Source organism: Rhizobium sp. S163 (genome assembly GCF_030380805.1).
In the GTDB taxonomy this organism is placed as follows: Bacteria; Pseudomonadota; Alphaproteobacteria; order Rhizobiales; family Rhizobiaceae; genus Rhizobium.
Window position 1 is genome coordinate 1,059,743 of record NZ_JAUDSA010000018.1, and the last position, 13,464, is coordinate 1,073,206.

At 62.5% G+C, this 13,464-nt stretch carries 16 protein-coding genes; 10 read left to right on the plus strand and 6 right to left on the minus strand.

Translation table 11 applies throughout. The features are described from left to right. The first annotated feature begins 53 nt into the window (after positions 1-53). Positions 54-902: a metallophosphoesterase gene (locus QTL96_RS20870; protein ID WP_289729019.1), complete on the plus strand. Its 849-nt coding sequence runs from the start codon at positions 54-56 to the stop codon at positions 900-902. Here the strand turns inward: QTL96_RS20870 and QTL96_RS20875 are convergent. The 3 genes from QTL96_RS20875 to QTL96_RS20885 form a co-directional block, all read right to left on the minus strand. Further along, positions 899-1,696, minus strand: coding sequence for a DUF1828 domain-containing protein (locus QTL96_RS20875; RefSeq protein ID WP_289729020.1), 798 nt, complete (start codon positions 1,694-1,696; stop codon positions 899-901). The two genes, QTL96_RS20870 and QTL96_RS20875, sit on opposite strands and share 4 nt — an antisense overlap. Beyond that, positions 1,693-2,163 (minus strand): hypothetical protein, encoded by a 471-nt coding sequence (locus QTL96_RS20880; RefSeq protein WP_289729021.1) that lies wholly within the window; start codon positions 2,161-2,163, stop codon positions 1,693-1,695. The genes QTL96_RS20875 and QTL96_RS20880 overlap by 4 nt, the downstream gene beginning before the upstream one ends. Before the next feature lie 78 nt (positions 2,164-2,241). After that, positions 2,242-3,156, minus strand: coding sequence for an AraC family transcriptional regulator (locus QTL96_RS20885; RefSeq protein WP_289729157.1), 915 nt, complete (start codon positions 3,154-3,156; stop codon positions 2,242-2,244). A 160-nt stretch (positions 3,157-3,316) separates the two neighbouring features. On the opposite strand from QTL96_RS20885, the gene QTL96_RS20890 reads away from it, so the two are divergent. Then, positions 3,317-4,096, plus strand: a complete 780-nt coding sequence (locus tag QTL96_RS20890; RefSeq protein WP_289729022.1) for an SDR family oxidoreductase — start codon at positions 3,317-3,319, stop codon at positions 4,094-4,096. A 45-nt stretch (positions 4,097-4,141) separates the two neighbouring features. Here QTL96_RS20890 and QTL96_RS20895 read toward each other — a convergent pair whose 3' ends face one another. After that, positions 4,142-4,846 carry a YafY family protein gene (locus QTL96_RS20895; RefSeq protein ID WP_289729023.1) on the minus strand — a complete coding sequence of 235 codons (705 nt, stop codon included), beginning with the start codon at positions 4,844-4,846 and terminating at the stop codon, positions 4,142-4,144. 128 nt (positions 4,847-4,974) lie between these two features. On the opposite strand from QTL96_RS20895, the gene QTL96_RS20900 reads away from it, so the two are divergent. From QTL96_RS20900 to QTL96_RS20920, 5 genes are all read left to right on the plus strand, one after another. Beyond that, positions 4,975-5,610 (plus strand): LysE family translocator, encoded by a 636-nt coding sequence (locus QTL96_RS20900; RefSeq protein WP_289729024.1) that lies wholly within the window; start codon positions 4,975-4,977, stop codon positions 5,608-5,610. A 141-nt stretch (positions 5,611-5,751) separates the two neighbouring features. Continuing rightward, positions 5,752-6,204, plus strand: a complete 453-nt coding sequence (locus QTL96_RS20905) for a cytochrome c (RefSeq protein WP_113196726.1) — start codon at positions 5,752-5,754, stop codon at positions 6,202-6,204. A gap of 128 nt (positions 6,205-6,332) precedes the next feature. Next, positions 6,333-7,247, plus strand: coding sequence for a cytochrome c (locus QTL96_RS20910; protein ID WP_289729025.1), 915 nt, complete (start codon positions 6,333-6,335; stop codon positions 7,245-7,247). A gap of 124 nt (positions 7,248-7,371) precedes the next feature. Continuing rightward, positions 7,372-8,364, plus strand: coding sequence for a phytanoyl-CoA dioxygenase family protein (locus QTL96_RS20915; RefSeq protein ID WP_289729026.1), 993 nt, complete (start codon positions 7,372-7,374; stop codon positions 8,362-8,364). 59 nt (positions 8,365-8,423) lie between these two features. Next, complete coding sequence (locus QTL96_RS20920) at positions 8,424-8,720, plus strand: helix-turn-helix domain-containing protein (RefSeq protein ID WP_037180593.1); 297 nt, start codon at positions 8,424-8,426, stop codon at positions 8,718-8,720. A 39-nt stretch (positions 8,721-8,759) separates the two neighbouring features. Here QTL96_RS20920 and QTL96_RS20925 read toward each other — a convergent pair whose 3' ends face one another. Continuing rightward, positions 8,760-9,254: a GNAT family N-acetyltransferase gene (locus tag QTL96_RS20925; RefSeq protein ID WP_018902505.1), complete on the minus strand. Its 495-nt coding sequence runs from the start codon at positions 9,252-9,254 to the stop codon at positions 8,760-8,762. A gap of 543 nt (positions 9,255-9,797) precedes the next feature. On the opposite strand from QTL96_RS20925, the gene dmeR reads away from it, so the two are divergent. The 3 genes from dmeR to bla all read left to right on the plus strand — a co-directional run bounded on the left by dmeR (position 9,798) and on the right by bla (position 12,211). Next, a complete protein-coding gene (gene dmeR, locus QTL96_RS20930) occupies positions 9,798-10,070 on the plus strand; it encodes a Ni(II)/Co(II)-sensing transcriptional repressor DmeR (RefSeq protein WP_018902506.1) in 273 nt (90 codons plus the stop codon). Between the two features lie 39 nt (positions 10,071-10,109). Then, positions 10,110-11,156, plus strand: a complete 1,047-nt coding sequence (dmeF, locus tag QTL96_RS20935; RefSeq protein WP_289729027.1) for a CDF family Co(II)/Ni(II) efflux transporter DmeF — start codon at positions 10,110-10,112, stop codon at positions 11,154-11,156. A 167-nt stretch (positions 11,157-11,323) separates the two neighbouring features. Next, positions 11,324-12,211 (plus strand): class A beta-lactamase, encoded by an 888-nt coding sequence (gene bla / locus QTL96_RS20940; RefSeq protein ID WP_289729028.1) that lies wholly within the window; start codon positions 11,324-11,326, stop codon positions 12,209-12,211. A 670-nt stretch (positions 12,212-12,881) separates the two neighbouring features. On the opposite strand, the gene QTL96_RS20945 is transcribed toward bla, so the two are convergent. After that, positions 12,882-13,340: a hypothetical protein gene (locus QTL96_RS20945; protein WP_289729029.1), complete on the minus strand. Its 459-nt coding sequence runs from the start codon at positions 13,338-13,340 to the stop codon at positions 12,882-12,884. Between the last annotated feature and the right edge of the window lie 124 nt (positions 13,341-13,464).

The window sequence follows — 13,464 nt, forward strand, 5'->3', positions numbered from 1 at the left end:
GTGTTTTTGTTTTGTGTCACATCCCTGTCACCCACCCCACCTAATCCGGCACCATGACCCAACCGCTCCCCCTGTTCCGCTTCGGCGTCGTCGCCGACCCGCAATACGCCGCCCGCGAGCCGCATGCCGGCATGGATCGTTATTACGAAAACAGCCCCGCCAAGCTGAAAGCCGCGATCGAGGTCTTCAATGCGGAGGATCTGAGCTTCGTCATCACGCTGGGCGACATCATCGACCGCGATTTCAAAAGCTTCGACGCCATCCTTCCCGTCTATGACGCCCTAAAGCACGACAATCTCTTCCTGCTCGGCAACCACGATTTTGCCGTAGCACCCGAGCACCTGGAAGACGTCGCCGCCCGCCTCGGCATGCCGGCGCCCTATTACAGCCTCGCCAGTCACGGCTGGCGCTTCATCGTGCTCGATGGCAACGAAGTCAGCACCTTCGCCCCGCCGGAAGGCCACCCGTATCGCGAGATCGCCGTTGAAAAACTGGCCGAACTCCGCGCCGCCGGCGCCATCAATGCCGAAGCCTGGAACGCCATGATCAGCGACCGCCAGTTCGACTGGCTGAAAGCCGAGATCGCCGACGCTGCCGAGCGCGGCGAACGCGTCATCGTCATGAACCACTACCCGGTCTACCCGCCCAACCAGCACGACTGCTGGGACCGCGAACGCATGATCGAGCTGCTGACAAAAAGCCCCAACGTCATGGCCTATTTCAACGGCCACAACCACGTCGGCAATTACGGCGCGATCGAAGGCTGCCACTTCGTCAACTTCAAGGGCATGGTCGACACCGAGACCGAAAACACCTTCGCCATCGTCGACGTCCACGCCGACCGCATCGAGATCCGCGGCTTCGGCCGCGAGGAGAGCAGGGTGCTGGCGCTGAGGGGCTAGACCGTTGCAAGCTTGAGAAGACCGGCGATCGCCTGTGTCTCGTCTTCACGGAAGAAGCGCGTCTGCAGGCCGCGATTGACCGCCCGCTGATACCGGCGCTCGGTTATCAACGCCATCTTCCTGTTGTCTTCGATCAGGGCGACAGCCTGGAGATCTTTCTCTTGTTGGCGTCGTTCGATCTCGGTGTGCAGAAGCTCTGCTTCCAGAAATTGCGTCGGACCGTTGACCAGGAAGAGGCCGATCGTGCGCAAGCCCGGATCGCGTGGTGTGAGCACGATATCAGCGGGAAACTCCGACAGCTCCTTCGTCAACGGCTTGCGCTCCGAGATGTCGAACATGTCGGCCAGCGATTTCACGACTGCGGACGCCGCATCTTCCTTGAATGTCGAGCGAACAGTTTCTTTGGTCAGAGACTCCAGTGTGCGAATCCTGAGCAGCCCGGAGAGAAAACGCACGCTGGCGCTACCGATCCGTTCGGTCGGCACTTCCTGCGAGCGGATCTCGAATGTGTCGGCATCCCAATAGGCGCCGGATTCGGCCAACAGGCTATCCAGTAGTTGTCGTCTCTGCCCTGTTTCGATATCGATACCGGATGCAATCAGATGCGGGAGATAATCACCATCGTCCTCAAGCACCACGCCGTTTTCGGTGTCGCGCGCATAGAAGGCGATGTGATCGCCACTTCCGTCAAAAAAGGGGGAGCGGATGGCCAGCCCCGCCGCGACAGGGCGAACCGAGATCGCCTCGCCGAACGAACGATGTAACGATTCCTGAACTGTTGCCAGATCGCTCACAGCAAACTCCCTTTGGCGTAGTCCATTCTAAAGTATCGGCGTGCCGTTTCCCAAAACAGACCCGGCCGTGTCGGCGGCGGCCGTATTCGCTCAGAGCCTACGGCTGGAATGCGTAAAGGAACCTTAATGCTCGTCGGGCCGACTTCGACCCCGCCGCGTTCACAATCCGTATGGACATGAAAGCCCGGATGGCTGCCATGGAACTCGTAACGTGCGACGAGGGAGCCTTCCTCGTCATCCTTCCTGATCAGCCACGCCCGCCAGTTATCCTTCATCTCGTTGATCTCGCACAGAAGAATATAATCATGCTGTGAGCAGTGTGCTTGCGCGCTGCGCCATTTCCAATCGGGTTTCGCCGGCCGCGTCTTCGGGTAAATGCCCGAAAACCTTGGCGGCAAGGCATCATCGCGCCAATCAGTGTCGGTGGTAATAGTTTTCCTGCGCAATATAAGATGCCTGACGCGCATGTCGCCAACCTATTACTTTAGGAATATCATCTCATTCTAGCCGAACAGGAAGCCGTTGCCTAGCTGAACGCTTGAGGGCTAAGCCGCCGCGGTCTCCATCGGCAAACCTCTCATCTCGCTCACATCCCGCTTCGGCGGCGTGCCGAACATGCGGGTATATTCGCGGCTGAACTGCGAGGCGCTTTCATAGCCTACCTGATAGGCGGCGCTTGCGACGTTGGCGCCGTCGGTTACCATCAGCCGGCGGGCTTCGAGCAGGCGCATGTGCTTCTGGTATTGCAGCGGCGTCATCGAGGTCAGTGTCTTGAAATGCTGGTGAAACGAGGAGGGGCTCATGCGCGCCACGGCCGCCAGTTCCTCGATCCTCACCGGTTCGGCGAAATTGTCGCGCAGCCGGTAGATCGCATCGCTCATCCGCCGCGCATGGCTGCCCGGAAGCGCCAGCTTGCAGATTTCGCGGCCGTTCGGCCCGGTCAGCAGCCAGTAGCAGATCTCCCGCATGATCGAGCGTGCCAGCACGGGGATGGCCTTCGGCGTCTCCATGAGGTTGAGCAGCCGGCGCACGCAGTCCTGCAGCGCTTCGTCGAAATCCTGCACGAAGACGCAGGCGATCCCGTCGCCGGATGGCTTGGGCGGGTTTTCGAGATCGTCCATCACCTCGCGCATCAGCGCCGGATCGAAATCGATGTTGAGGCCGAGATAGGGCAGCTCGGGGCTAGCCTCGACGATCTGGCCGGAGGCGGGGAGTTCGACGGTGACGATGAGCAGCTGGTTCTCGCCATAGTCGAGCACCCGATCGCCGCTCAAGATCCGCTTGGCGCCCTGCAGCACCACGCAGATGGTCGGCCGATAGATGCGGTGATGCGGTATCACCGGCTGGCTGACGCGCGAGATCGCCAGCCCCGGCACGGGCACGGGCATGGCAAACGACCCATCGCCGCCACCGACCGCATCGATATAGCGCGACACCATGTCCTTCAGCGCTTCCGCTATGCTGCTCTCCATCAAAACCACTGGGAGTGATCTTAGATCACTGGCTTCAGGCCGCAAGCGGATTGGAGGAATAGGCAAGAAATTCGCGAGTTCCGGCATTCAGCAAAGAGGGCGTGCGGGCGTAGCATCAGGCCATCGAATGAGCCCCAAGGAGCCTGTCATGCCGAGTGAAAGCCAAGTAAATTCAAGGAACAAGATCGCCATCGTCACCGGCGGTGGTCGTGGCCTCGGCCGCAACACGGTGGTCAGCCTCGCCAAGCGCAGCGTCGATGTCATCCTGACCTACAACACGAATAAGGCAGAAGCCGAAAGCGCCGTCGCGGAGATCGAGGCCGCGGGCGCCAAGGCCGTCGCCCTCCAGCTCGACACCGGCAATTCAGCCTCCTTCGACGCCTTTGTCGCAAGCGTCCGCCATGCGCTGGAAGCCTTCGGAGCCAAGGATTTCGACTATCTCGTCAACAATGCCGGCACCAGCTACCACGCCTCGATCGCCGAGACGACCGAGGAAGCCTTCGACGGCCTCGTCAACGTCCACCTGAAGGGCGTCTTCTTCCTGACCCAGAAGCTGCTGCCGCTGATGGCCGATGGCGGCCGCATCATCAACATCTCGAGCGGCCTTGCCCGCTTCAGCGTTCCCGGCAGCTCGGCCTATGCGGCCATGAAGGGCGCCATCGAGGTCTTCACCCGTTACCTCGCCAAGGAACTCGGCGCCCGCGGCATCACCGCCAACACGGTGGCACCAGGTGCTGTCATGACCGATTTCAGCGGCGGCATCGTTCGCGACAATCCCGTGGTCAACAAGATGGTCTCCGACATGACCGCACTCGGCCGCCCCGGCGTCGCCGACGACATCGGCCCGATGATCGCCTCGCTGCTGTCTGACGACAATCGCTGGGTCAACGGCCAGCGCATCGAAGTCTCCGGCGGCGCCGCCCTCTGAGGATGAAAAACGGCCGTCCCCGTGATTCCAGTCGCGGGGACGGCATCATATGGCCGAAACGGCAGCCGGCGCCTGCGTCCACCCCGAGGTCCAGAGCGTCCGCAAACGGTCGCCTTCGCCCTTGAAGAAGCCCTCGGCCTCCACGCAGCGTTCGACCCGGTCGCTGCGGAAATTGCGGATCGCCTCGCGCAGCTCGCACCACGCGACGATGTTCGAGCTCTGCGAGTAATAGATCAGCGCGATCGGCCGGATCGTGCGCTGGCTGTCCCGGCCGAGTTCGTCGCGATAGCTGAGCGTCAGCTTCCGCTCGTCGCGGATGGCGCCGCGCACCAGTGAGAGGTCCAGCCCCTCCGGCGAAGGCGCGATCGTGCCCCAGGCATAGAGCGCCTTTCCCTCCATCGCCTCTCGCAGCGGGGCCGGCACGGCGCCCGCGATCTTCTGGTTCACCCTCTTGGCGGCCTGCTTCAGCGCCGCGTCGCCGGTCCGCTCCACCAGCGCCAGCGACAGCACGATCGCCTCCATCTCCTCGATCGTGAACATCAGCGGCGGCAGGTCGAAACCGGGCCTCAATATATAGCCGATCCCGCGCCCGCCCTCGATCGGCACGCGCATGGCCTGCAGCGCCGCGATGTCGCGATAGATCGAGCGAACCGTCACCTCCAGCGCCTCGGCCATGACGGCAGCCGTCACCGGTCGCTTCGCCAGCCGCAGCAGCTGGATGATCTCGAAAAGCCGAGACGCCTTGCGCATATCCTCTCCTCCGCCAAACGCTACTGACACTACACTGTCAGTTGGGCCGTCGTACAGATCACCCTATCGAATTGAATTTCAACACTATCCGCAAGCTCTGCATCGCGGATCGACGATGGGCAACTGACATGACCTACAGCGAAAACCTCTGGCTCTATTTCACCCTTCTCTTCGGCATCATCATCGTCCCCGGCATGGACATGCTCTTCGTGCTCGCCAATTCGCTGACGTCGGGCCGGCGCGCCGGCATGGCGGCGACGGCGGGCATCATGGCGGGCGGGGCGGTGCATTCGCTCTATGGCGCGATCGGCGTCGGCCTTCTGGCGACGCTTCTGCCGGCGCTGTTCAACCCGCTGCTCTTCATCGGCGCCGCCTACATGGCCTGGATCGGCTATACGCTGATCGCAAGCTCGATCACGGTCTCATCCGTCGAAGGCGGCACGAGCTCAGGCCGGCGCGCTTTTCGCCAGGGCGCCATCACCTGCCTCATCAATCCCAAGGCTTACCTTTTCATGCTGGCGGTCTATCCGCAGTTCCTGAAGCCCGTCTACGGGCCGATCTGGCTGCAGGGCATCGTCATGGGGCTGATGACCATGGCGACCCAGGCGGCGATCTACGGCACAGTCGCCGTCACCGCCTCGCGCAGCCGCGCGCTGCTGATCTCCAACCCCAGCGCCACCATCCTCGTTGGCCGCATCGCCGGCGGCCTTTTGGTGGCGATCGCGATCCTCACCGCCTGGCACGGCTGGCGGGCGCCGGCGTGAAAAGCGAGAAAGTCGCAAATTCCTGAATTTATTGCACTCTCACCCACTTGTTACTTTTTAGCTGAGATTAATTTGCCATCATGCCCGCGTAAAACGAAGCGCCGGGCTTCGAAAATCTCGGTATCGAAGAGGAGTGGAGATATGAGAGTAAAAGCAATCGTCGCGGCCGTTCTGGTCGCCGGCATGGGGGTCACGTCGGTGTTGGCGGCCGGAGAGGGCACGCATGACGCACGCGTTGCCATGATGAAGAAGATCGGCGGCGCCACCGGTGCGCTCTCGGGCATCGCCAAGGGCGACAAGCCCTACGACGCCGAAGCCGTGAAGGCGGCGCTGACCACGATCTCGGAAACCGCCAAGGCCTTCCCGGATCAGTTCGGACCCGGCACGGAAAACGCCTCCGCCGATTCCGAGGCGAGCCCGAAGATCTGGGAAAACATGGATGACTTTAAGGCTCGCTCGGCCAAGCTCGGCACGGATGCCGACACGCTGCTCGCTCAGCTTCCGGCAGACGCCGCAGGCGTCGGCGCCGGCCTGAAGACGCTCGGCGCCAACTGCGGCGGCTGTCATCAGAACTACCGCGTCAAGAAGGAATAGGTCTCCCCCTTCTGTTCGCCTGGGGTGATCCTGCCTCGGGCGATCCGCATCTACGATCCGACCGGCCTTGCCCGCCGGGCGGATCGCTTTATGTCCAGTAAGCATCAAGGATGATGGGAGAGCAGTGCATGTTTCGCAGGTTTATCAGGTTTGTACTCTGTCTCGTCGGCGTCGCCGTGGTCGGTGGCGCCGTCTTCTACCTGGTAACCGCGCCCAATCCGCTGCCTGAGAGCCATTGGGCAAACCTCGGCGCGCCCGATGTCAAGAATGGCGAAATGGTCTTCTGGGCCGGCGGCTGCGTCAGCTGTCACGCTGCCCCGGGGGCTGAAGGCGATGCCAAGCTGACGCTGTCTGGCGGGCTGGCGCTGAAGAGCCCCTTCGGCACCTTCCACGTTCCCAATATCTCCAGTGACGAGCAGGCCGGCATCGGCAACTGGACGCTCGCTCAATTCGGCAACGCCATGAAGCGCGGCGTCGCGCCCAATGGCGCGCATCTCTATCCGTCCTTCCCCTATGCCTCCTACAGCCGCATGAGCGACAAGGACGTCAACGACCTCTACGCCTACATGAAGACCTTGCCGAAGAGCAGCAACGTTGCGCCGCCGCATGAGCTGCCATTCCCGTTCAACATCCGGTTGGCGCTCGGCGGCTGGAAGTTCCTCTATTTCAACGACAGCCCGCGCGTCGTCCTTGCCAATGCCGACGACAAGGTCAAACGCGGCCAGTATCTGGTCGAGGGCCTCGGCCATTGCGGCGAATGTCACACCCCGCGCGATGCGCTGGGCGGCCTGAAGCCCGATCTGTGGCTCGCCGGAGCGCCCAATCCGGAAGGGCAGGGCACCATCCCCAACATCACGCCGGGCTCGAAGGCCATCGGCGAATGGAGCGAGGGCGACATCGCCAATTACCTCGAAACCGGCTTCACGCCCGATTTCGATTCGGCCGGCGGATCGATGACCGAGGTGCAGCAGAACGTCGCTCACCTACCCAAGGCTGATCTGGAGGCGATTGCCGCCTACCTGAAGGCGGTGCCTGCTCATTGAGGGTAGAAATACCCCAAAATCGCCGCATTGCAGCATTTATTAGCAATTTCGACTGAATGCCCCGCAGTGGCACATGCCGCTGCCGAATGACGATCCTCAAACGTCTTGCGAAAGGCCAGCTGAAATGCACAGCTCATCAGTATCTCCCGCCCGTGGTGCGGCCTCGAACGCCTCCGCCAATGATCTCGAAGCGGTCGCGCGCAAGGGCGGCAAGCTCAAGCGCATGGCGGTCCGTATCCCCACCTATATGGCCGATATCCGCGAGAATCCGGCTTGGCTGCCGATGTTCCTGCTTGCCCGCACCATTCCCGGCCGCCGCGCCCATTGGCTGACGGCCAAGAAGAGCAACGGCGCGATCGACAACTTGCCCACCATCTTCCAAGGCGTAAACGCCGAAACCGCCGTCGATGCGCTGAACCGAGACGGCATCTTCCCCGACCTGCAGCTGCCGGCTGATATCACGCAGGAGATATCCGCCTTCGGCCACGCCACCCCGTGCTTCGGCAATTTCGACCGCAGAATAGAATTCACCGCATCGGACCACCGCGCCACCGAAGACCGGCTTGGCCGTCCGATCCTCTCCGGCCACCATTTCGAGCGGGCGCTGGATTGCCCGGCGGTTCTGACCGTGCAGCGCGATCCGCTCTTGTCGGAGATCGCGCGCCGCTATCTCGGCGCCCAGGCGCAACTGATCACCACCCGCACATGGTGGAGTTTCCCCACCAAGGCCAGCGAAGCCGACCGCAGCCTTGCCTCGCTCGACAAGTATCACTTCGATCTCGACGACTGGCGGATGCTGAAGTTCTTCTTCTATCTCGTGGATGTGGATCAGGGTACCGGCCCGCACGTCTTCGTCCGGGGCAGCCACAACAAGCGCCGCATGAAGCACCAGCTGACCCTGCTGGTCGGCCATCCCGCCGACGAGATCATCGATTATTACGGCAAGGACAGCCCGATCACGTTGACCGGCAAGGCCGGCTCCGGCTTCGTCGAAGACCCCTTCGGCTTCCACATGGGTACCGTCGCCACCGAAAAACCGCGCCTGATGATGGAAATCGGCTTCGGCGTCTCCAAACCCTCCCGCCGCCGCTTCCACGGCGAACCGGTGCTGCGCTAGCGAGCGCAGCCAATCCAGCGGACATTGCGGACCATACGGAAATCCCGTATGGTCTACTCATGACGACAGACAGGTTCGATCCCAGAAAGGACGCGGCTTTGCCGGCTGATCCTGCTGACGCCGACGACTTCGGCGTAACGGCCGAAGCGCTGGATCGCGCCCAGCGCGCGCGCCTCATTCGCCGGACGAGAACCCAGCTCGGGCTGTCGCAATCCGAGTTCGCGCGCCGTTTCCGCGTGCCCGTCGGCACCTTGCGCGATTGGGAGCAGGCTCGCGCGACGGCACCGGAATTCGCCGTCGCTTACATGCGGGTGATCGAGCAGTTTCCCGAGATCGTCGCGAAGGCCGTTGCCTGACCATATCTACGGACAGGTCGGCCTGACGCTCGCAACAACCTAAGCCAGCGCCTGCAGATAGCGCATGCCTGTCACCGGGCGCGGGATGAAGTCCATGTGTTCGTAGAAGCGGTGCGCCTGGATATTCCCCGTTGCGGCGCTGACCGAGAGGTAGCCGCAGCCGGCATTGCGGGCGGTGTCGCGGGCGCGGTTGACGAGATGCTGGCCGACGCCGTGGCCGCGATGGCCGTCACGCACGAAGAGATGGTGCAGATCCATGCCGCGCGCGCCTTCCTGTGCGCGGTAGAGCGGCACGAGAATGGCGTAGCCGATCAGGCCTTCGTCGGTTTCCGCAACGAGAGCTGTAATCCAGGGCAGGGGGCCGAACAGGTCACGCTCCAGCTGCTCCGGCGTCGAGCCGGCGGCGTCGCCGTGGTGCTTGGCGAGAAGCGCGATCATGTCGTTGAGTTCGGGAAGGTCGCGCGGCTTGGCGGCGCGGATATTGATCACCGGCGGGCGGATCAATGAGATTTCGCTGTCTTCGATGTCGGTCATGTCTTTGCGTCCCAGTCTGGCGTTTCGTGGTGTTCTGCCGTCAGGACGCTTGAGATACAACAAAGCCGCCTGACGGCGGCTTGTTGACAATAAGATCTGTCCAGCCGCCCTTTACAGGTACAGCCAAAAATACGAGCAGGAGATGTGCGCGTTCGTGATCATGGTGAGATGAATCATCCAGAACGCGCCTTTTGTCAATGGGCTCTTTTGTGGGGGGTGGTCGGGGCAGCCGCGTCTCGGTCAAAAGACCCTCTCTGGCCTGCCGGCCATCTCCCCCACAAGGGGGGAGAAGACTCGCGGAGCCCGTCTGCCCAAATTGAAAGTCGACGGGCCGGCCAGGGTTAAGCCCTCCCCCTTGTGGGGAGGGTTGGGGAGGGGTTTTTTGTTCACCCGATGCCCTGCCTGGTCTTACGCGCCCGTCCCGCCAATCGCTCAAGCCCACCCTCGCAAACCTCTCCCACCACTTCGTCGACAGAGCCGAGTAGGCTTCTCAAACGCCTTCTCTTCTGATAGGGTACCCCCCTATCCTATATCGAGAAGATGATGTCCCACACCCAGCACAACAAGAAAAAGCTCATCGCTCGCATCAACCGGCTGAAGGGCCAGATGGATGCGGTGGAGCGCGCGCTCGAGGCCGAAAAGCCCTGCGGCGAAATCCTGCAGCTGCTGTCCTCCATCCGCGGCGCGCTCAATGGGCTGACAGGCGAGGTGCTGGATGATCATCTGCACGAGCATGTCCTGCATGCTGCCGACGAGAAGGCGCGCAGCGAGGCCGTCGAGGAAATTTCCGAGGTTCTGAGAACCTACATCCGCTGATGCGCCTGATGGCGCGAGACTAGTGACAAGGAGCGTGCGATGAGCGCACAGACAAACAACCTGCAGCACGAGCACGTCTTCCTCGGCGAGGACCACGACCGCAACACCCGCCGCATCTGGCTCGTCATCGCGCTGACCGCATCGATGATGGTGGCCGAGATCGCCGCCGGCACATGGTATGGCTCGATGGCGCTGGTCGCCGATGGCTGGCACATGTCGACCCATGCGAGCGCCATGCTGATCTCGGCGGTCGCCTATCTCTACGCCCGCCGCCAGGCCCACAATCCGCGCTTCACCTTCGGCACCGGCAAGCTCGGCGATCTCGCCGGTTTCGCCAGCGCCATCATCCTGGCGCTGATCGCGCTGTTGATGGCCTATGAAAGCGTGCTGCGCATCGCCAACCCGGTTCCGATCAGCTTCTCCCAGGCCATCGGCGTCGCCGTCCTCGGCCTCGCCGTCAATGTCTTGAGCGCCTGGCTGCTGAAGGACGATCATCATCACCACGGCCACGCGCATGGCCACAGCCACGGGAGCCACGCGCCCCACAGTGATCACGCAGATCACGGCTCCCATGCCCACCACGGAGATCATGCGCACCATGGCTCCCACGCCCATCACGGCGATCACGCCAGCCACGCCCCGCGCGCCACCGACAACAACATGCGCGCCGCCTATGTCCACGTCATCGCCGACGCGCTGACTTCGGTGCTCGCCATCGCGGCACTTCTGCTCGGCAGCCTCTATGGCTGGCTGTGGCTTGATCCGCTGATGGGCATCGTCGGCGGCGTCATCATCGCGCAATGGGCCTGGGGCCTGATGAAGGCGTCGGGTGCTGTCCTGCTCGACACATTGCCTGTTGCGGGGGATCTGCCCAAGGCGATCCGCAAGGTGGTCGAGACCGATGGCGACGAGATCACCGACCTGCATGTCTGGCAGGTCGGCCCCGGCCACCACGCGGCCATCGTCGCGGTGGCGACTTCTGCCCCGCGCGCGCCATCCTTCTACAAGGAGAAGCTCGCGACGCTCGGCCAATTGTCGCATGTCACGGTCGAGGTCACGCAGATGGCGGCCAAAAAGGCCGCCTGAGATAGTTCATGCCAGAGAAGGGCTTGATGCCGGGAATGCGAATCTGAAAGATCAATGCTCTCCGATGGCGAAGGCGCGGGCGACGCAAGCGGGCCACAATCCCGCTTTAACCCGGTTCTCATCCATTCTTAATTGATGCCTTCATCGATTCTGGCAGAGGTCTTTTCATGCATCCCTTTTCGATCCGCCGCCGCACGCTGCTCGGCTCCGCATTGCTCGCCCCGGCGTTGTTCCTGCCGGGGATCGTTCGCGCTGAAGACAGCGACGACGAGATCGACCGCCGCATCGGCGCGCTGGAAAAGCAGATCGGCGGACGTATCGGCGTATCGGTCATCGATACCGAGACCAACATCTCCTTCGGCTACCGCGAGACCGAGACCTTCCCGATGTTCTCCACCTTCAAGGTGCTCGCCGCCGCCATGGTGCTGTCGCGCGTCGACAAGGGCGAGGAAAATCTCGAACGCCGCGTGGTCTACGAGAAGGAGCAGCTCATCGCCTACTCGCCCGAGACCGAGAAGCATGTTGGCGGCGAGGGCATGAGCGTCGGTGATCTCTGCAAGGCGGCGATCACGCTGAGCGACAACACGGCAGCCAATCTCATCCTCGAAAGCCTCGGCGGCCCGAAGGAGCTGACCAACTGGCTGCGCACGCTCGGCGACGGCTCCACCCGCCTCGACCGCATCGAGCCCGATCTCAACGATATAGCCAAGGACGACCCGCGCGACACCACCACGCCCGATGCCATGCTCGACACGCTCGGCAACATCACGCTCGGCTCGGTGCTGTCGGAGCCCTCGCAAAAGACGCTGATCGAGTGGCTGGTCGCCAACACGACAGGCAACGAACGCCTGCGCACCGGCCTGCCGGAAACCTGGAGGATCGGCGACAAGACCGGTACCGGCAAGAACGGCTCCGCCGCCGACATCGCCATCTGCTGGCCCCCCGGCCACGGCCCCATCCTGATCGCAGTCTACGTCACCAACGCCACGGTGGCGACTGCCGAGATCAACCCTGTTTTCGGCGAGGTCGGACGGATCGTGGCGGAGATGGTGTGAGGGCGGGCGCTCGCCGCTTGCTGAGCAACGACGCCGGCATTAGACTGAAACCCTCACGGAGAGGCCAGATGGCGCGCGACGAGACGGGTGTTGGCAAAGGCCGGAACGAGCCGGAGGCTCCGCAAGACCAATCCGAGGACACGTTGGTCGAGCGCGGACTTGCGTACGGTCGCGTACTGCGGGCTCGCGCCGGAAGCGATCGCGGCCCAGTTGCGGACAAGGCCTTCATCAATAGTCTCTACGAACGTTAGAAACGTTCGTTGGTAGATTGTCCGCTCGGCGCTGCCAATTGGCGCACATCAGGGCATGCGAACAATTATCGATATATTTCATACGCCTAGAGTGAAAATGTGAATCTTGCTCGCATCTGCTTGAATCAATCTCTTAATCCCAAGCACCACCGCTGACCTTCAGTCCAACCGGCCCCATCCTCTCCCTCATTCTCGCCCTTGTGGCGGGAATCCAGCCGACGCGCGTCCGCGCGGCGAAAAGACTCTTCTTCGGCCGAATGCTAGGAGCAAGTCATTCACGGCGCAGACGCGCCGTGGCTGGATTCCTGTCACAAGGACAGGAATGAGGGCGGAGTTTGTGGCGCCGGGAGAGTCCTATCGCAGCGGCAGCGAGCATGGGCCGCGATCTCGCGTCCCATCAGCTTTCACGGCAACAGTCCTCACACCGCGCCAATATCCGCCGCAGCACTCTCGCCCTTGTCGTCATTGCCAGTCAGCTGGCGCTTCACCTCGTCGGCGATCTGCTTTTCGATCGCCGCGCGGTCGTCCATCGACATACCCTTCAGGCTGTCTTCGGTCATCCCGAGGCTGTCCAGCACCTGCTTGCGGATGCGTTCGGCGAGCGTCATGTTGGCGAGGTCGCTGAATTCGCTGACGACGGCATCGTGGCGGGCTTTGGCCTCGTCTTCCACACCTGACATCGTCTGGCTTTCGTCGGTCGCCTGCAGCGCCCACATGGTGCCGGAGATGGATGTCGGCGTCGTGCTGGGCGCAAGCGATGCGCCGCTCTGGCGAACGCTGTCTTCGATCGTCATCGGCTGCTGCTTGTTGCGCTGGCCGGATTGCTGGAAAAGATTGCCCAAGCCGTAGGTGCTCGAGATGCTGTCGCCGATCTTCATGAAAATTCCCCCTGAGACAATGCACGGAAGAATTGCGTCGATAAGCCTGCGCCAGCCTTTCGTTGTCATAATGCACGTGTGCCATCCGAGGCCCAAACGCAAAATGGCCGCCCGGAGGCGGCCA